The organism is Steroidobacter flavus, from assembly GCF_042651805.1.
In the GTDB taxonomy this organism is placed as follows: domain Bacteria; phylum Pseudomonadota; class Gammaproteobacteria; order Steroidobacterales; family Steroidobacteraceae; genus Steroidobacter; species Steroidobacter flavus.
The window spans coordinates 369,664-387,576 of the sequence record NZ_JBHSDU010000014.1; the positions used below are offsets into that span (position 1 = coordinate 369,664).

At 61.8% G+C, this 17,913-nt stretch carries 16 protein-coding genes and 1 riboswitch; of the genes, 10 read left to right on the forward strand and 6 right to left on the reverse strand.

What is annotated here, in order from left to right; genetic code table 11:
* The first annotated feature begins 62 nt into the window (after positions 1 to 62).
* A complete protein-coding gene (locus ACFPN2_RS24395) occupies positions 63 to 1,325 on the forward strand; it encodes an amidohydrolase family protein (protein WP_380601456.1) in 1,263 nt (420 codons plus the stop codon).
* On the opposite strand, the gene ACFPN2_RS24400 is transcribed toward ACFPN2_RS24395, so the two are convergent.
* The 3 genes from ACFPN2_RS24400 to dusA form a co-directional block, all read right to left on the reverse strand.
* Positions 1,300 to 3,543: a serine hydrolase gene (locus ACFPN2_RS24400; protein ID WP_380601458.1), complete on the reverse strand. Its 2,244-nt coding sequence runs from the start codon at positions 3,541 to 3,543 to the stop codon at positions 1,300 to 1,302. The two genes, ACFPN2_RS24395 and ACFPN2_RS24400, sit on opposite strands and share 26 nt — an antisense overlap.
* Before the next feature lie 10 nt (positions 3,544 to 3,553).
* Positions 3,554 to 5,671, reverse strand: coding sequence for a S9 family peptidase (locus ACFPN2_RS24405; protein WP_380601460.1), 2,118 nt, complete (start codon positions 5,669 to 5,671; stop codon positions 3,554 to 3,556).
* A gap of 119 nt (positions 5,672 to 5,790) precedes the next feature.
* Positions 5,791 to 6,774: a tRNA dihydrouridine(20/20a) synthase DusA gene (gene dusA, locus ACFPN2_RS24410; protein WP_380602829.1), complete on the reverse strand. Its 984-nt coding sequence runs from the start codon at positions 6,772 to 6,774 to the stop codon at positions 5,791 to 5,793.
* Positions 6,775 to 7,206: 432 nt separating this feature from the next.
* On the opposite strand from dusA, the gene ACFPN2_RS24415 reads away from it, so the two are divergent.
* The 9 genes from ACFPN2_RS24415 to ACFPN2_RS24455 all read left to right on the forward strand — a co-directional run bounded on the left by ACFPN2_RS24415 (position 7,207) and on the right by ACFPN2_RS24455 (position 16,071).
* A complete protein-coding gene (locus ACFPN2_RS24415; RefSeq protein ID WP_380601462.1) occupies positions 7,207 to 7,701 on the forward strand; it encodes a hypothetical protein in 495 nt (164 codons plus the stop codon).
* 780 nt (positions 7,702 to 8,481) lie between these two features.
* On the forward strand, positions 8,482 to 9,753 hold the full coding sequence (locus ACFPN2_RS24420) for an FAD-dependent oxidoreductase (RefSeq protein ID WP_380601464.1): 1,272 nt from the start codon (positions 8,482 to 8,484) through the stop codon (positions 9,751 to 9,753).
* A gap of 201 nt (positions 9,754 to 9,954) precedes the next feature.
* Positions 9,955 to 10,055, forward strand: a riboswitch (cyclic di-GMP riboswitch).
* A 162-nt stretch (positions 10,056 to 10,217) separates the two neighbouring features.
* Positions 10,218 to 11,123: a putative Ig domain-containing protein gene (locus ACFPN2_RS24425; RefSeq protein ID WP_380601466.1), complete on the forward strand. Its 906-nt coding sequence runs from the start codon at positions 10,218 to 10,220 to the stop codon at positions 11,121 to 11,123.
* A gap of 128 nt (positions 11,124 to 11,251) precedes the next feature.
* Positions 11,252 to 11,758 carry a cupin domain-containing protein gene (locus ACFPN2_RS24430; protein ID WP_380601468.1) on the forward strand — a complete coding sequence of 169 codons (507 nt, stop codon included), beginning with the start codon at positions 11,252 to 11,254 and terminating at the stop codon, positions 11,756 to 11,758.
* Positions 11,759 to 11,775: 17 nt separating this feature from the next.
* Positions 11,776 to 12,777: a flavin reductase gene (locus ACFPN2_RS24435; RefSeq protein ID WP_380601470.1), complete on the forward strand. Its 1,002-nt coding sequence runs from the start codon at positions 11,776 to 11,778 to the stop codon at positions 12,775 to 12,777.
* The gene (locus ACFPN2_RS24440; RefSeq protein ID WP_380601472.1) at positions 12,767 to 13,960 is read left to right on the forward strand and encodes a thiolase family protein; all 1,194 of its coding nucleotides are present in this window, start codon (positions 12,767 to 12,769) and stop codon (positions 13,958 to 13,960) included. The genes ACFPN2_RS24435 and ACFPN2_RS24440 overlap by 11 nt, the downstream gene beginning before the upstream one ends.
* Positions 13,957 to 14,379 carry a Zn-ribbon domain-containing OB-fold protein gene (locus tag ACFPN2_RS24445; RefSeq protein WP_380601474.1) on the forward strand — a complete coding sequence of 141 codons (423 nt, stop codon included), beginning with the start codon at positions 13,957 to 13,959 and terminating at the stop codon, positions 14,377 to 14,379. The genes ACFPN2_RS24440 and ACFPN2_RS24445 overlap by 4 nt, the downstream gene beginning before the upstream one ends.
* Before the next feature lie 103 nt (positions 14,380 to 14,482).
* Complete coding sequence (locus ACFPN2_RS24450) at positions 14,483 to 15,031, forward strand: cupin domain-containing protein (RefSeq protein WP_380601476.1); 549 nt, start codon at positions 14,483 to 14,485, stop codon at positions 15,029 to 15,031.
* Complete coding sequence (locus tag ACFPN2_RS24455) at positions 14,947 to 16,071, forward strand: LysR family transcriptional regulator (RefSeq protein WP_380601478.1); 1,125 nt, start codon at positions 14,947 to 14,949, stop codon at positions 16,069 to 16,071. The genes ACFPN2_RS24450 and ACFPN2_RS24455 overlap by 85 nt, the downstream gene beginning before the upstream one ends.
* Positions 16,072 to 16,092: 21 nt before the next feature.
* Here the strand turns inward: ACFPN2_RS24455 and ACFPN2_RS24460 are convergent, their stop codons facing one another.
* The 3 genes from ACFPN2_RS24460 to ACFPN2_RS24470 are packed head-to-tail and all read right to left on the reverse strand — an operon-like array spanning position 16,093 to position 17,910.
* Positions 16,093 to 16,389 carry a hypothetical protein gene (locus ACFPN2_RS24460; RefSeq protein WP_380601480.1) on the reverse strand — a complete coding sequence of 99 codons (297 nt, stop codon included), beginning with the start codon at positions 16,387 to 16,389 and terminating at the stop codon, positions 16,093 to 16,095.
* Positions 16,390 to 16,391: 2 nt separating this feature from the next.
* On the reverse strand, positions 16,392 to 17,036 hold the full coding sequence (locus tag ACFPN2_RS24465) for a 3-hydroxyacyl-CoA dehydrogenase family protein (RefSeq protein WP_380601482.1): 645 nt from the start codon (positions 17,034 to 17,036) through the stop codon (positions 16,392 to 16,394).
* Position 17,037: 1 nt separating this feature from the next.
* Entirely contained in the window at positions 17,038 to 17,910 is an 873-nt protein-coding gene (locus ACFPN2_RS24470; RefSeq protein WP_380601484.1) for a 3-hydroxyacyl-CoA dehydrogenase family protein, read from the reverse strand.
* Positions 17,911 to 17,913: the final 3 nt, after the last annotated feature.

The window sequence follows — 17,913 nt, forward strand, 5'->3', positions numbered from 1 at the left end:
CCTACTCGTAGTCAGACAGGGCCGGCGATTCACGCCGGCCTGCTTTTTTTGGAGTCTCTTGAGTGAACCCGCTCCGAGTCGCGCTCGCCTCGCTCCTGCTCGCTACTTCTGCTTCGGCGGCAACGCTTGCCGTCAAGGTCGGGCATCTCGTCGATCCTGCGAATGGCGCGGTCCTGGATAACCGCGTCGTGCTCATCGACGGCAAGAAAATCGTCGACGTAGTGGACCGCATGCCCTCACCCGCGCCGGCGACAGTCATCGACCTGTCTTCCAGTTGGGTGTCGCCGGGCCTGATGGATCTGCATACTCATTTGAGCTACGACTACAGCGGCACGCTGTGCGCGAACTATGTGGAGCATGGCAATGGCTATCGCGCGCTGATGGGATTGCGACGCGCTGAAGACATGCTCGCCGCCGGCTTCACCACCGTGCGCGACCTGGGCAACGCCGGTAATTACGTCGATACGGATTTACGCAAGGCTATCGAGGCCGGTTTGTTCGTCGGCCCGACCGTCGTCAACGCGGGCAAGATCATCGCGCCGTTCGGCGCGCAACAGGACAGCGCTCCCGTCGAAGTCGGGCCGTGCTGGAATTACGAATACATCGACGCCGACGGGGTCGATGAAGTTCGTAAAGCCGTGCGCACCAATATCTTCTATGGCGCACGCGTCATCAAACTCGTTTCCGATCCACGGGGCCAGACGCACGGCATCTACACCGAAGAAGAAATTCGAGTCGCCGCCGACGAAGCCCATCGCGTCGGCCTGACGCTCGCGGTTCATGCCAAGGAAGATCTCACCGCCGTGCCCGCCATCCTCGGCGGCGCCGACAGCATCGAGCATGGCTATACCGTGTCCGATGCCACGCTCAAACTCATGAAACAACGTGGCGTGTATCTGGTCAGCACCGATCGGCCAGTGAGCCACGTGCCGCTGTTGAATCTACCCAACCCTGCCGCCGCCGAAGCGAGCGCACGCGCCAAGGTGGAACGACTGCGCCGCGCCTACAAGATCGGCGTGCCGCTCGCCTTCGGCACCGATGTCACCGAGGATCTCGGCGGCCGGGATCGCGGCCGCATGACGTTGGATTTCATCCAGGGCTGGATTGATGCCGGCATCCCGTCGAGTTACATCGTCAAAGCCATGACGATCAACGCCGCGCGAGTGATGAAGCTGGAGGCGGAACGCGGCTCGATTGCGAAAGGTCAGTACGCCGATCTGATCGCGACAGCGACCAACCCGCTGGCGGATGCCCGCGCGTTGGCCGCTGTGACGTTTGTGATGAAGGACGGTGAAGTAGTCAGCTCCCGCCGCCGATCTCATTGAAGTCGACGTTCATTACCGGATAGTTCCGCCATTCGCCATAGTCGAAGTGCCACCACTCGTTGACGTAGACGTCGAAACCTTCGGCTTCCATCGCGTTCTTGAGCAGGTCGCGGCGCCAGCGCTGTAACGAGGTGCCGCCCACATACAACGGCGACGAGCGCGCCGACGGCTCGTCGTAGCGCCCCGCCATCTCGACGGTCTTGCCAGTCGCGAGCTCGAACATGCTGATGTCCGCCGCGCAACCGCGGTTGTGTCGCGAGCCCTGCGACGGATCGGCGACGAACGGCCGGCTCTCCGGCGGCACGGCGTCCCAGAACATTCGGGTCGCGTACCACGGCCGATAACCATCGATCAGCACGATGCCAAATCCTTGCTCAGCCAGCTTGCGATGGGCGCGAATCAATCCGCTGGCCGCAGGCCGCTGCATGAAGAAGCGCGGCGAGTCGTAAAACGGCGCACCCATGAAGTTCTCGGTCGTCGCGTAACGCACATCGAGCTTCGTGGTCGGCTCGAGCTTGTTGACCTCGACCAGGTCGGGCTTACGCAGATTCGCCGGCTGCGCGGGCGGTGACATCTTGCGGGCATTCGCCACCAGCGCGGCGATGAATGGCGCGTTCGCGCGGCTACGAATTTCCGTCTCGGCGCCGAGATCACGATGAGGCATCACGACACCGCTCAGGTTCGCCGCCGCGCCGATACCTCGCTCATCACGCGTGAAGCGAAGTTCCTCATTCGCATACAAGCCCGCCGCCGGGAATCGATACGCGTCCTTCCCTGCCTTTTCGAGCTTGTAGTGCTGAGACCATTCGACTCGCGCATAAACGTCGCCGTCGCGCTCGTAAACGCGCAGGATGTTATGAGGCCATCCATACTCGCCGACAAAACCGGCGAGATCCGCTGTCGGCTCCGCCGGTCGTTCCCAATTCGTGCGCTGATAGGTCACGCCTCGAAACGTCACTGAGCGTGCCTTCGAGTCTGACTGCAACTCGTCCCCAGAGACGGCGAGATCGTCGACAACGAGCCGGCTGCCGCGCTGACGTAACTCGGCCGCGAGCCCCGGTGCTTCAACGAACAGCCGCTGATCGACGATGCGAATATCCAGGCTGTGCGCGCCATCGCTGTAATGACCTTGCAGTCGATGCGCAGTGCCGACAGGAACTTTGGTGCTCAGCTCCGATGCCGGCCGCCGCTGCTTCGTCTTCGCAGCGATGACCTGTCGCGCCGTGAAGTCGCGCAAACGTTTCAGCACCGGCTGCGCGCTATCGATGGCCATCAACGTGATGACGGCGAACCCATCGGCCGGAAACACTGACAGGTCGGTCGTGTAGCCGTAGGTCGCGCCGCTCAACGAAACAACGTCGTGACGATCCAATACCCCTCGCTCGCCGCTCAGCGTTGGCGCTTCACGTCCGAACAAGTCCTGCGTAAATCTCGCCAGATCCTTCGTGCTGGACTGAGCGCCCAACGACGCGACAACGCCTGTATCGAACACGGCCGGCGCGAATCGTTCGCCATCGAAGGGAGCCATCGTGGCGACGGCCAGCGAGCTCTTGTCCGCTCGCAGCGAGGTCTGCGTCATGGAGCGTGGCGTCAGCACCGTTTCCGCAAGTAGCTTCTCGAACGGCTTGCCCCCCGCCACTTCGGCCACATGCGCGAGCACGGCGTAACCCGCATCGGAGTATTTGACCGCCGAGCCCGGCTGCGACATGAGCGCCGTCGCGTTCAAGCTCGTGACCGTCTCAGCAAGCGTCGCGCTTTCGAGATCCGCGTGATGGCCTCTGGGCGGCATGCGGACCAGCCCACTGCGATGCTCAAGCAGGTGTCGAACGGTGATTTCGCCGCCGAAGGTATTGCGCGGCTGGAATGAAGGCAGATAGCGAGTCACCGGCGCATCGAGATCCAACTTGCCGCTCGCGGCCAACGACCGCACCAGCTCGGCAGTGAACGCCTGAGTCAGTCCGCCGATTCGATAGACGGTGTTGCCGTCCAGCGGCTGCTTACCTTCGGCGTCCGCGTGCCCGACGCCACCCGACCAAACCAACCCGTCACGCGTCACGATACCGACCGCGATCGATGGGATATTGCGAGCCGCGCGCTCCTGCTCGGCGGCGACCAGTGCCGCCTCGCCCGCCCGCTGCCAAACCCCGTCGATGTTGGTGGACGCCGCTGTCGCGATGGCCGGCATCAATGCCACAGCCATGACCACGGATCGCCACATAGTCTTCCCCTCATTCTTGTGCTGGCTTCCCCAGGAAGCGTTCGAGGAATTCTACCGTGGCCGCGTTCGCCTTCAGCACATTCTCGTGACGTTGCAGGCTGTGCGTCTCATCGACCAGGATCAACGTCTCCTGATGCACGCCGATGTCTCGCAATCGACGCCACAGATCCACCGTGTGGGTCACCCTGACGTTGCGATCGTCGTCGCCCGTGATGAACAGCACCGGCGACTTCCAGGCAGCGAGCGCCGATATCGGCGACGAGGCCCAGCCCGTCTGCAACGCCTGCTCGGCATCCGCCGGCATCTGATAGGCCTTGCGCGTCAACAGCTCCTTCAGCCCGTACTGAAGAATCCAATCGTGCACGCCATGGATATCGACGCCGGCTTTGAACAAAGCGGAGTCGTGCGCGAGCCCCATCGCGGTGAGATAGCCCCCATACGAGCCGCCATAGATGCCGACCCGGTTCGCGTCCACATCCGGCAGCGACTGCAGATACTGCCCCGCCGCTTTCACATCCTGATATTCAGACGCGCCTCGCTGTCCGGCTTTCGGCGGGAAGTGATAGTCGAAGCCGTAGCCCGGCCCGAGCCGATAGTTCACGGACAACACCACGAAACCGCGATGAGCCAGGTATTGATTGATGGCGAAGTCGTTGGAGTAGTACGCCATCATGTGCCAGCCAAGCACCATCTGCCGCTGCGGGCCACCATGCAGATAAACAACTGCCGGCCGCTTACCCTTGGCTTTCTTCGGCACGAACAGCTGTCCGTGCACCGTCATGCCGTCGGCCGACTGAAAGGTGACCTTCTTCGGCGTCACGAGCTCATCCATCGGAAACTTCGCGGACACCAACTCCGCCGCGATCAGCTTCGGCTTACCGTCCTTCGCCAATATTGCCGGCACCGGCGGACGCGTCGCCGTGCCACTGACAAATAACAAACGATCGTCGCCGGTGAGCACGGGCGACCATTCCAAGCCGGCGCCCGACGTGAGCGGCGTGACCTTGGCGCGATCGACCGGTGTCTGGAACAGATGGCGACGCTCGGTATCGTCCTGGTCGTTGCCGGTGTTGGCCGCGAACACCAGACGTTTGCGATCGGGACTGAGCGTCACATCCTCGACCATGTAATTGCCCGGCGTGAGCAGCTCCGGCGTCCCGCCCTTCGCCGCCACCGAATACAGATGCTGCCAGCCATCGGCGTACGAATTGAAAACGAGCCGATCGCCGGCGGCCCACTCGAGGAATCCCTGGAACGCGCCATCCCGCAGCGTTGTGCCGCTGTTCCAGACCGCCTTCGCCGCGCCGGTCTGCGCATCGCCGATGAAGATTGAATACGGCTTCGCTTCAAACTCCAACGCCAGCGGCGGCGTGCCACCGTCACCCAGCCGGCGAATGAATGCGATCTGCTTGCCATCCGGCGACCAGGTCGGATCGCTGTCTCGATACACGTCCGGGGCCAGCCAGCGGATCGGCGTGTTCTCATCGGAATAGATGCCGACGTAGGTGGTGGCATCGCGCGACGATGTGAACGCCAGTCGTGTGCCATCGGGCGACCATTGCAACGATCCGGTCTTGCCCCGTGCGGTAAACAGCTTCTTCGGCTCGGCGCTGGCATCGGTCGGAACGATCCACGCCGCGTCGTCTTTGATATATGCAACCTTGCGCCCGTCGGGAGAGACGGTCGGATAGTCGCCTTCGCCGAGCCGCACCGGCTGGCCGCCCGCGACGGCGATGCTCCACACTTCCACCTTCGTGCCGGCGGGATGTGACAACACATTCACGGGCAATCCCTTGTCCCAGTTCGCACCGTGTTCTCCGCCTCTTACGTAGACGATCCGCGAACCATCATCCGTCAATGACAGACTGCTGATTTCTTGTCCGTCGTCCTCGGCATAAGCAGTGAGCTTGCGGGCAACGAAGTCCGGCCCGCTCGCCACCCAGATGTTTCGTCGGCCCTGATCGTTCACCACCCACGCCACCTGCGAGCCTTGTTTCGAGGCGACCAGCGCACTCGGGAACGCATAGTTGCGCACCTGCTCGATCGTGAAACTCCACGCTTGAGCGAGGGGCAACAAGGTGCAGATCAGCGCGAGCGAGAGCCCGCGCGCGTAACGAGTGAACGTCATGTCTAGCCTTGAATGAGTGATGTTGTCCGGCGAGCGCTGAACTTACCGCGCTTGCCGGCGTCATGCACTAGTCGCGGCGGACGGGCACTTTGCTTTTAGGTGTTTTCTTTGAATCGAGATTAAGCGGCCTGCACGATGCGCAAGGCATCGAGCAGCAGATCCGCACTGGCAGTGGGCTGACCCGCGCCTTCAGACAGGTAACGCCGCCACGACCGCACTCTGGGCAGCCCGGCGTACAGACCCTGCACGTGTTTCACCATGCTTCGCAGCCGATGCCCCTCGGCCAGCCGGGTGCGCACATAGTCCGCGTACTGTTGAATCACCAGCTCACGCGCCGGCAGGCTCCAGCTCGGATCGAAGACGGCTTGCTCGAGTTGCGCCAACAGATAGGGATTCGAATAGGCCTCGCGCCCGATCATCACGCCGTCGAACGTTTGCAAATGCGTCTGCACTTCTTCGACGGTCTTGATGCCGCCGTTCAACACGAATGTGAGTTTCGGAAACTCCGTGCGTAGAGCAGCCGCGACGTTGTACTTCAGCGGCGGGATCTCGCGGTTCTCTTTCGGGCTCAGCCCTTTGAGGATGGCCTTGCGAGCATGCACGACGAACACGTCACACCCCGCCGCCGCCACGGTCGCAATGAAATTCCGCAGGAACTCGAACTCCTCCGCCGCCTGCGGCATCGGCTCGATCCCAATGCGACACTTCACCGTCACCGGCACACTCACCACCGCACGCATCGCGCTCACGCACTCAGCAACGAGCGCCGGCTCACCCATCAAACAAGCGCCGAACCGCCCGCTCTGCACCCGATCGCTCGGGCAGCCGCAATTCAGGTTGATCTCGTCGTACCCAACGTCCTCCCCCATCTTCGCCGCCACCGCCAACTCCTTCGGATCGCTGCCCCCCAACTGCAGGGCCACCGGATGCTCGGCATCGTCATAAGTCAGCAGGCGAGCGCCATCGCCCCGGACCAGGGCGGCCGAGGTCAGCATCTCTGTATATAAGAGAGTGTTCGGACTCAGCAGGCGCAGGAAATACCTACAGTGACGGTCGGTGTAGTCCATCATGGGAGCTACACTGATGCGCCTAGCCCGTTCCAGGGCCGAAAAACCGAGCTTCCCGCCGCTTTTTCCGCTGCTAATCGATACCGTCATTTCCGCGCTATTTCCGGGCATTTGTGGGCGTTCGTTCTGGCAATTGGCACCGAATAGGCACCAGATGGCTTGGTGACAATCGGAGCGTCGCCATGGCCACTATCGTAACAAGAAAGCGTGCTGACGGGCCGCGCCGCCCGTATCAGGCTGACCCGGGATGGAGAGCAAGCTCAGACTGGCCTCGAAAGAAACGTCAGCCTTACTTGTCATATTGACGAAATCGCGCCGCGCTCTTGTGACCCCCATCACGTTTGTGAACCGCACGCATGCCAGGCCGGGGAACTGTTCGAGTCGAATCTACGTGTACCTTGCAGGGGCTACCTTCCGAAATTTTCAGCTCGGAATGCCCCGGTGCTCTGAGTCAGACGGAGAAACTTCATGAGCGAGTTGACAGGCGTCATTCCGATCGATCAGACCACCATGGATTTAGAGCTGAGCGCGCAGGAACTGCTTGCGCTTTCCGATGCCCGCCACATTGAGCAGCGCGAATCTCGCCCGACATTACAACCGTCAGTACCAACGAGCAGCGCATCGCCATATGAACTGGATGCTACGAAGGCACTGGCTACCCGCCGCGTGAGCGTCTCGCGTGCTGCCCTCCTCCTGATCGTTTTTGGCAGTCTCGTGTTCGGAGCGTACGGGCTCGACAGCCCGGGCCGTGCGAGCCATCTGGCAATCGATAACTCACAGCAACCCGTTCAATTGGACTGGCCGCCGCCAGAACAAATTGCCGAAGGCGAGCCGGTTCGATTTGCGAACCCGTTTGACAGGGATGAGGTTTTCGAATTTCCACCTGGAACAACCGAGGCCGAAGCACGCGATGCGGTCGCCGAGATGCTCATGGACCGAGCGATGTCTCGCCAGAGGACATGATCCATGGGCTGTGCGCGGGAGGAGAGATCAAACGCACTGGAGCAACATCGGCCCTAGCCAGGCGTGCCCAAGATTCTCAAAAGTGAGTTCATTATGAGATCACTCCTTCTTCGCCATCGCACGGGTCAGCGGGTCTCCAATGACGCTACCAACGGCGACAACTGTCACAACGAAGGGACTCGCGGCGATTACGAGCGTGGTTACGACGAAGGATCATCTAATGCCACAGCGGCGCTGTTCGCCGGTTTGCTCATAGGCGCCGGATCAACCGCGCTAACGCTATGGGTAGCTACGTTGATCTTATAAATATAGAAATTTCTAAGAGCGAACTCTCTGGCGCCGCCCGATCATGGAGAGATCGACTCACCATTGACTGCGGGGGCGGCTCTTGTTCGAAGGGGAACAAGACAGCCGTGTATGGCTCTGCGGCGATCGACTCGTCATCAAGCGCGCCCAAGGCAACACTTCCACGATCTGGAAACAGCTTCGCGATCGGCGCCGTCTGCGGACATTGGAATACGCTCACGCCGAAGAATCTGTCGATTCCCCGGACGGTGGCAGCCCGCGCTTCCGACTGCGCAGTGCATGGAGGTGTTCGAATGAGGGATGCAATCGCGACCGGTTCCAAAAAGATCTTTCTGGAAATCGGTAAGTCATTGATACCTCGACAGACCCGAACTTTCTATTCCTCACGGATCAATCAGGAGGCCAATCTGTCGCATCCCAGGCCAGAGTTCGGTATGTGGCGATGATCACAACAGCTCCGCCGCGACTTGAACGATGACCACCCCACTACATATCGCAGTCATTGGCGCCGGTATCGCCGGCATGAGTGTCGCAATCCTGCTCAGCCGGCACGGTCACCGCGTCACCGTGTTCGAACGCCGGCAACCCTCGGTACCGCAAGGCGCCGGCCTGCTGCTGCAGCCGGTGGGACTGGATGCGTTGCGAGCGCTGGGCCTGCTCGCCTCGATCGAATCTCAGGGGACCCGCATCGATCGCATCTGCCGCGTGGATACAGCCAGCGCCACCGCCTTTCGTGTGGTCTATCCATCGGGCTTGCACGACCACGCCGTGGGCATTCGCCGTCCCGCGTTGTATCGCAGTCTTTGGAACGCACTCACGAACGCGTGCACCGATGTCCGATCGGGCGTGTGCGTTCACGACATCGCAACGAGCGATGGCGCGACCTGGCTCACTCTGGACGACGGCGGAAAATCCGGTCCCTATGACGTCATCGTCGTTAGTGACGGCGTCCATTCTCGATTGCGACTTCGTGTCACACCGTCCGTTGAAGTTGCACGCCGCGAGCAGGGGGCACTAAGCGTCGACGTGCTCCTGCCGGCAGCCTGCGATCCGGGGCAACTCCTGCAGATCCATCACGGCCACGAGGAATATATCGGCGTACTCCCAACGGGCGTCGATGAACGAGGAAAACACCGCGCGACGCTGTTCATCAACAAGTCTCAGTCTCAGGTTGAGGCACTGGAGCGAGGCGACTTCGACGCTTGGCGCCTGGCTCTGGCCTCGAAGTATCCGGAGCTACACAACTCGCTCGACGGGTTGACAGGATTCGATGCCCTTCAGCATTGGTCGTTTGCGCACGTTCGGATGCAGACCTGGCACACCAAGCATCTCGTCTGCATTGGCGACGCGGCGCATGCGTTCGATCCCCAATTGGGAATGGGCGCGAACATGGCGTTGGCTGATGCAATCACTCTGGCGGCAGCCCTGCGCCTGACGGGGGCACCGCAAGTACCCATTGCACTCGCCGCCTATCAAGCGGCACGCGAATCTCAGCTACGAACCTACGAAACAGCCAGCCGCACCCTCTCCACACTTGCCGACTCGGCTGGGGCATTCGGCGCCGCTGCCAACCGGCTCGCGAGCGGCTTTGCCAGCAAGCTGCCCTTCGTCAAACGCCGAATCGTCCACGCAGTCTGCGGTTACGCAGGACTCGAGATGACTCAGTGGCAGCGCACTGTCGATATGTTCTCTACCTTCCGAGGAGGTCCGCGTCGGACGCTTGCCATTGATCCCACGAGCGTGTGATCTGCCTTCGGTGACGGTTCACCGCTCATACCCTTCAACTCATGAGCACTCCTACGTAATCGACTAGCAGCGCGCCCGTACCGACTACGTACGCTCGACGATCGCTACGGGTTGGCCTCAAACGCTTTGCCAGCATTTGCCAGCGCCCCATGAGGGCCGGTCGGATAGTTGATCGGCCCCGCCTCCAGCACAATGCCTCCCGTCGAGTAAGGGCATACCCGTCGAAAGACGGCGACGCAAAGCCTCCGGTCCTCGGATGCCGCTGTAAAAACAGCCGCATCACGGATAGCGGGGTTGCCGCTTCGAGCTGACAGCTCGATGCGTGAAGTGTCAGGCCAGCGACCCGCGCGATCAGCGCCGGCTCCGCAACGCCAGCTTCCCTTGCCAGACATACGTACCCGCATTGCCGCGACCACAGCGCGCTGCGGGCTGGCATCGAAAACTGAGCTTGCTGGAGTCACTTCATGCGCATCGCCACATCTCTCGTTGCTTCGTTCGCCGCTTACCTGGCAGTCGCCGCCACCGCCGAAGCCCAAACCGTCAATCAGCCGCCGACGATCAGCGGCTCGCCGACCACCTCGCTCTACACCTACACCACTTATGATTTCCTCCCGACGGCGCGCGATCCGGAAGGTCGCACGCTGACGTTTTCGATCGTGAACAAGCCATCATGGGCCGCGTTCAGCACCGGCAGCGGCCGCCTGATGGGTTATCCGAAGTCGCCGGGCTCGTGGGGCAACATCCAGATCCGCGTCAGCGACGGCGTCAATGTGAGAACCCTGCCGGCCTTCTCCATCACCGCGTCGGTGCGGGGTTCCACCACTCCAGCGAACGCCGCGCCGACGATCTCGGGCTCGCCAACTCGCTCTGTCAACGCCGGCAGCGCCTATAACTTCCGCCCGACCGCCAGCGACTCTGACAGCACCACGCTCGCCTTCTCGATCGCCAATCGTCCGAGCTGGGCAACGTTCAACACGGTCACCGGTCAGCTGTCCGGCACGCCGAACGCCACGCAGGTCGGCTCATACGGCAACATCACGATCAGCGTGAGCGACGGCAGATCCACGGCAGCGCTGCCGGCGTTCGCGATCAACGTGGTCGATGTTTCTAACGGTGGCGCCGAGCTGTCCTGGACGCCGCCGACTCAGAACACCGACGGCAGCACACTGACCAACCTCGCCGGCTATCGCATCGCCTACGGCACCTCGCCGAACGCGATGACGCAGTCGGTGCAAGTAGCGAACGTGGGTATCACGAGCTACACGTTCGACAACCTCTCGCCGGGCACCTACTACTTCGCGGTGCGCGCTTACACGTCGAATGGCACGGAAAGCGGCAATTCGAACGTCGCAAGCAAGATCGTGCAGTAATCTCAACAGCAAGCTCAGACACGGCGATCCGCATTGGATCGCCGTGTCTTTTTCTGGCTCCATGGTCAATTGCACATAAACCGCATATCTGATATACCTGTTTTATCAAACACGGGATACCACGAACGATGCGGAAAAAACACGGGATCACCCTGCTGGCGGCCTGCGCTCTGACAGCGATGCTCGGGACATCGGCCCTGGCCCACGAGGGCGGAATGCTGCTGCAGGATCCGAACGCGGCGGATTTCCAATCCTCTCCCGGCGTGCCCGAATGCACGTCATTTGCAGGATTGCGCGGCGACATCAGCAAGGGCCCCGGGACTCTAATGGTGCGCATGCGGCCCGGCTGCGTGGTGCCTTTCCACTGGCACACGCCCTCCGAAGAAATCGTCATTCTGCAAGGGGCGCCGCTGGCCCAGATGCTGGGCGAGCGTCCGGTGATGCTGAAGGTCGGCGCGTATTCCCAGCTGCCCGGCAAACACGTGCATCGATTCCGCTGCACCTCGAAGGTGGATTGCGTGCTGTTCCTGGTCGCCGACGCGGCGTTCGACATTCACTTCGTCGATGACAGCGGCAAGGAGATCTCCACCGAGGAAGCGCTGAAGGCAGCCGCGACAGCCGGCAACGACTGGTAGCAGCGAGGAGCCGGTTCGTGAGCCTCGACAGCAAAGCATTTCGCGGCGCCTTGGGCGCGTTCGCCACCGGCGTCACCATCGTTACGACCATCGACGCGGACGGAAACGATGTCGGGCTGACCGCCAACAGTTTCAATTCAGTCTCGCTCGATCCGCCGCTGGTCTTGTGGAGCCTCGCCAAGACTTCGCTGAGCCTCGGTGCCTTCAGTGCGGCACCTCACTTCGCCGTCCACATTCTGGCGGCGGACCAGGAAGCGCTCTCGAACAAATTCGCGAAACGCGGCGTGGACAAGTTCAGCGGCGTCGACGTGCAGCGTGGTGAAGGAGGCATCCCCCTGCTTACCGGATGCGGCGCACGCTTTCAATGCCGGACTGCCTATCAATATGACGGCGGAGATCACGTGATCTTCGTTGGAGAGGTGCTGCAGTTCGATCATTCACAGCGCGTTCCGCTGCTGTTTCACGGCGGACGCTACGCCATGCCCGCCTCTCCCGCCATTGCCGATGAGGCAGTGGCAACAGAGTGCGACGAGGATTTGAGCCACCTGGTTCAGCGTGCGTACTTTCATCTGCTAACGCCTGTCAGACGCGAGCGCGAGCGGCTGGGAATCTCCCTGCAAGAGCACTACATGCTGAGCGTCTTGATGGCCGTCAGCGACCGCAGCGTCGAGGAAGTGGATACGGTAATCGCATACACCGGCATCAGAGCCACGCAGGCGCTTGCTGAAGGATTAGCGGCGCGCGGTTTGATAGAAGTGTTTCAACCCGATGGCAAGCGAGCGCTTCGGCTGACTGCGCGTGGCAGGGAGTGCGTGACGAATTTGCTTGCCGCGGCAAAGGCAGTGGAGGCGGAAGCGCTGCGGCCATTCAAGCGCGAGGAACGCAACCAACTCAAATCTCTGTTGCGCGAACTCCTGAGCCGAGCGCAAACGAGTGCCGACGAACACGTCACTCACCATATGACGCTGCTCGGTCAGCTGTTCCAGGACACAGGCACGATTACTCAACATGACTCGTAAGGCCGCCATCATCGGTACTGCCGCCATTCCCGTGGGGCGGCACCAGACATCTGCTGCAGACGAGTTCCAGACGCTCGAGCACGAGTTGCTGGCGCGATTGGTCGTGCAGGCGATCGCGGACGCGCGTGCGGATCGTCGCGATGTCGGATCGATCGTTCTTGCCCAGCCTCGGCCCTACACACGACAGCAATACTTCAGCACCTTCATGGCCAGTTATCTGAAACTGCCATGCTCGGGAATCGTGATGGAAGTGCTCGGCAATGGTCTGACAGCCGCCCTCGCCTTCGACAAGGCCGTCGACGAGGTTGTGCTGGGGCGTTCGCAAGTGGCGCTCGCACTGGGCGTGAACATGGAGACCGCCGTGAGCGCACGCGATCACATGATGGAGAGCATGCGCAAGACCGGAGACGTGGATTTCCACGCGCCCGCCGGCTTCACACCTATCAGCTGGTATGCGCTCGACATGATGCGTTACATGCATGAGTTCGGCGCGACGCGGGCGGACATCGCGATGGTCGCCGTCAAGAACCGCGGTCACGCAGTCTCGAATCCTCTCGCACAATTCCGCAAACCGATCACGCTCGAGGAGGTCCTGGCGCAGCGGCCTATCGTCGAGCCTTTGGGACTGTACGAAGTTCCTCCACGCGGCGATGGCGCGGCGTGTGTCGTGGTCGCTTCCGAAGACTACGCGAAAAGCTTGGGCGTACCCTACGCGCTGGTTCGCAGCCGCGCCTTCTTTCACGAAGGCGCCCATCAGATCAACGATCGCCCCAACGACATGATTGCGTTCGAGGCCGCGGCTACCGCGACACGAACGGCTTATCAGAGCGGCGGGATTACGGCCGCCGATATCGACGTCGCCGAATTGTATGCTCCTTGCACGATCGTCGAAGTCCTGGCGAGCGAGGCCGCGGGCCTGGTTCCACGCGGCCGCGGCGCGAAAGCAGCTGCAGAGGGCGAAACCAGCTTGGGCGGGCGCATCCCAATCGCGACGTCTGGCGGCATGACCTCGCGTGGTCACCCGTCCTACGCGACGCCGCTCTACAACGTGATCGAATTGGCCGACCAGCTGCGCGGCCGCGCTGGCGAGCGCCAGGTGCCCAATGCGCAGCTTGCTTTGCTCATGAACGAGCTGGGCAACTACAACGCCGCCCTGGTCCACGTGCTGGAGGCGCAGGCATGACGCTCGAAATCATCCCGATCGACGCCGCTCGCACGTATCCACCCCGCGTCACGCGTTTCACCGCCGCCTTCTGGCAGGCACTTCAGCAAGGATTACTCAAGACCACGCGCTGCGAGTCGTGCCAGCAGCTGAGTTTCCCGCCGAAACCGATCTGCCCGCACTGCTGGACGGAAGGTGTTTCGTGGCAGACGCTGAGCGGGGCCGGCACTCTGTATTCGTGGACGAGAATTCACGCGGGCCCTGCCATCTTCGAGCCCGAGTTGCCGTACGAAGTCGGCGTCGTGGATCTGAACGACGGCCTGCGACTCGCATGTCGGCTGCATGGCCCGGCGGGAACGCCGTGGCGCTGTGGCATGCCGGTACGGATCGTAACGCTCAAATATCGCGATGGACCGCTGCTCGCGGCGCGACCTGCGTAGCCGCCTTTACCGTGAATTGCATATCTGCTATATGAGTTTTAACCGGCTGCCTCGACCGGGCAAACAGGTCCGAAGGCAGCCGACATCAAGGGGGTAGACAGACATGGTGACGATCGTTCAACAGCACGGCGCCTCGGTGGTGAATCGTGCGGCGACCAGCGACTTCAGCATCGCGGATCGCAATCAATCGAAAGTATTTCCGGACGGCTCCTCGCTGGTGCGGGCCGAGCAGATTCCCTGGACGCCCTGGGCGATGGAAGGCAGCGACTTCAAGCTCCTGTACATCAACCGCGCTCACGGCATGTTTACCGCGCTGATTCGCATGCGCGGCGGCTTGGAAACGCCCGATCATCATCACTTCGGCGAGGCGCATGCGTACGTACTGGAAGGGGACTTCTCCTATGAGTACGGCACGATGTACAAGGGCGACTACATCGTCGAGGCCGGCGGCATCAATCACAAGCCGACCATCGGCCCGAAGGGCGCGACCTTCTTCGTGATCTTCTACGCCGGACTGAGCGGTGTGGGTCCGGATGGCTTGCCGACGGGCGATTTCGTCGACTGCGAATGGATGTATCGCACGGCCAAGGCGAATGGTGCCGCCGACCATCTGCCGCCGCCGCCTTTCCAGGAGCTCACTGCCTCGCGCTGAGGGACCGAGACAGCCGGCGCAGCGAGCATAGTGACGGGATCAGACAGGTCGTCTACCATCGCGCACTCATCGATGGGCAGAGCGCGAAGGGAGCGAATATCAACATGTCTGATCCGTTAGCGCAGCACGTCATCGACTCGCGCCGGCTGCTCTACTTCTATCACGTCGCCAAGAACGGCGGCTTCAGCCGGGCCGAAGCCGCGGTCGGCGCGCCGCAGCCGGTGATCAGCCGGCACATCACCAAGCTCGAAGAAGAGCTCGGCGTGCAGCTGCTGGATCGCCACGGACGTGGCGTGACGCTCACCCAATTCGGCGAGATCCTGTTTCGGCGAGCGGAAATCATCCTCGAGGAGATGGCGAGCACCATCGCCGAGATCGACACCGCACGGCGACAGCCCGTCGGGCAGGTCAGCATCGCGGGGCCCGCAACGATGATGTCCCTGTACATGCCCGAGATCATCAAGCGTTTCCGCGCGGATCTGCCCGACGTGGAGCTCATTGCCCTGCAGCCATTGACCGGCGAGATCTATAACCAACTGGTCTCAGGCAAAGTCGATGTCGCGATCCTGATGCAGATACCGAACAAGACCCGGTTCGGTGCACAGGAGCTGACGACCGAGCCCCTGGTTGCAGTCACAGCGCGGACTCATCCGCTGGCCCAGAAAACGTCGATTACCCGCGCGGCACTGGCCACCGAGCGCATGGTGCTGCCTTCGATGCAGCACGGCCTGCGGGCGCTGATCAATCAATACTTCAGCGAAGAGAGCCTGAGTCCGCAGGTTCACCTGCAGATCGACAGCATCCCGCTGATCAAGGCGGTGGTCGCCGACGGCGAGCTCTTGACGATACTGCCGCAATCGACCGCGCGTCTGGAGTTTCCCACCAACAAGTTTGCAAGCATCCGTATCACACCGCCGGTCACGCGATCGCTGTATGCCTGTTATCAGCACGAAGGACGGCGCGCAAACCACGTTCGCGTGCTGGTGAAGCACGTGAAGCAGGTCTTCAAGGAAAAGACCACGGGCAAAGACTCAAAATAAAGATCACCGACGCCGGGCGACTCAGTCGACACTATTCATGATGTCTTCCTGGTAGTCATACTGCTCGCCGACCGAGATGAGGTGTAGCGCACCCTCGCCGCCCACACGCATCCACGCCTGAGTCAGCACGGAAGAAAAGACATCGCGAGCACGCGTATCGCGCCAGGTCGCCCACAAGCCACCGTTGTAGTCGAGCAAGGATTCCAGGTGCGCCTCCAGATCCTCTCCGCTCAGCTCACGCGCCATTGCGAGCAACTCCATCAAGCGAGGGTCGCTGGCGCTGGCGTGTCCATGACGAATACAAGGGATGGCAACCACGGTCAGTCACGTAGCGCACGTGCTTTTGCGACTCGTGCGCGCCGCGCCGGCAAATGATCGTCGCCGCCGAGTGCGGCATGCAAAGCATTGCTGACATCGAAGTGATGATCGAGGCCGGTACGCTCGAGCAATGCAATGGGGCCTTCGGGATAACCCAACCCGAGTCGCAGCGTCGTGTCCAGGTCGTCCGCGCTCGCCAGTCCCTCATCGAGCCGACGCAGAGCGGCGTTGAAGTAAGGACGGATCAAGCGATCGACGATGCGGCCGGGATAATCTCCGCACACGGCAACAACCCATCCGCACGCTTCGAATGCCGAGCGCGCCGCATCCACCGCCGCCACATCCGTCCACGGCATGCGCACCAGCTCTATCAGACGCGAAGGTTCTCCCCTGCCCAGGCAGAAGCGTGCGAACCCCACTGTCTTCGTATGTGCATCGTGCGGGTTCAGCCCCACGTGCTCAGCAAGACACTCTGTACCCAGCTCCACCGCCACGAATGCAGCTTGCGCACGTTCGCTCAACGATGCGTAGGCGCTGCCTGCATCTGTGCCGGCGATGACTATGCCCGTACCGGTCGCGGCACTGAGTTCGGAACCTCGTCCGGGAAACGAGCGGCTTTCGCCCGCCATCACGATGCGAATCGACATCTCATGCTCCATACATCTTGCTGTCGCGATACTGGTGGAAGCCTCGCCCCGTTTTCTTGCCGAGATGACCGGCCGCGATCATTCGCCTGACCAGCGCCGGGCAAGCCGCGCGCGGTTCGTTTGTCAGCGCATGCATCGCTTCGCACAGCAAGCGCTGCGTGTCCATGCCAACGAGATCGAGCAGTTCGAGCGGTCCCATCGGATAGCCCATGGCCGTCTTGATTGCCTTGTCGATCTCGGCCGGCGCCGCGACGCCCTGCTCCACCAGACGAATCGCGTCGTTGTTGAAGGGGATCAGGAAGTAATTGAGGATGAACCCCGGTGTGTCCTGCGTCTTGACCGGCGTCTGGCCCAATGCCTTGCAGAAAGCCCACGCCGCGTCCCACGTCGCGGCACTCGTGTTCATGCCCGGGGACATCTCCACCAGTTTCATCAGCTGCGCTGGCAGGCAGAAGTGCATGCCGACGAAGCGATCCGCACGAGTCGTACCGCCGGCAATCTCAGTGATGGAAATGGTGGACGTGTTCGACGCGAAGATCGTGCGCGGACCGCAGACCTGATCGAGCTGCCGGAACAGGTCGTGCTTGAGCTTCAGGTCCTCGAACACCGCTTCGATGACAATGTCGCACTCTCCAAATCGGGCGATGTCGGTGGTGCCGCTCCAATTCGCCATGATCTGCGTCAGCTGCTCCGGCGCGAGTTTGCCGCGCTCAACCGACTTGCGCAAAAAAGCCTCCGTCTGCTCGCGTGCGCGATCCAGCGCCGCCTGCTGCAGATCGAACACCAGCGTGCGAAAACCGGCACGAGCGGCAACGATGGCAATGCCCGCGCCCATGGTGCCGCAACCCGCCACTCCTACTGTCTGGATCGTCATATC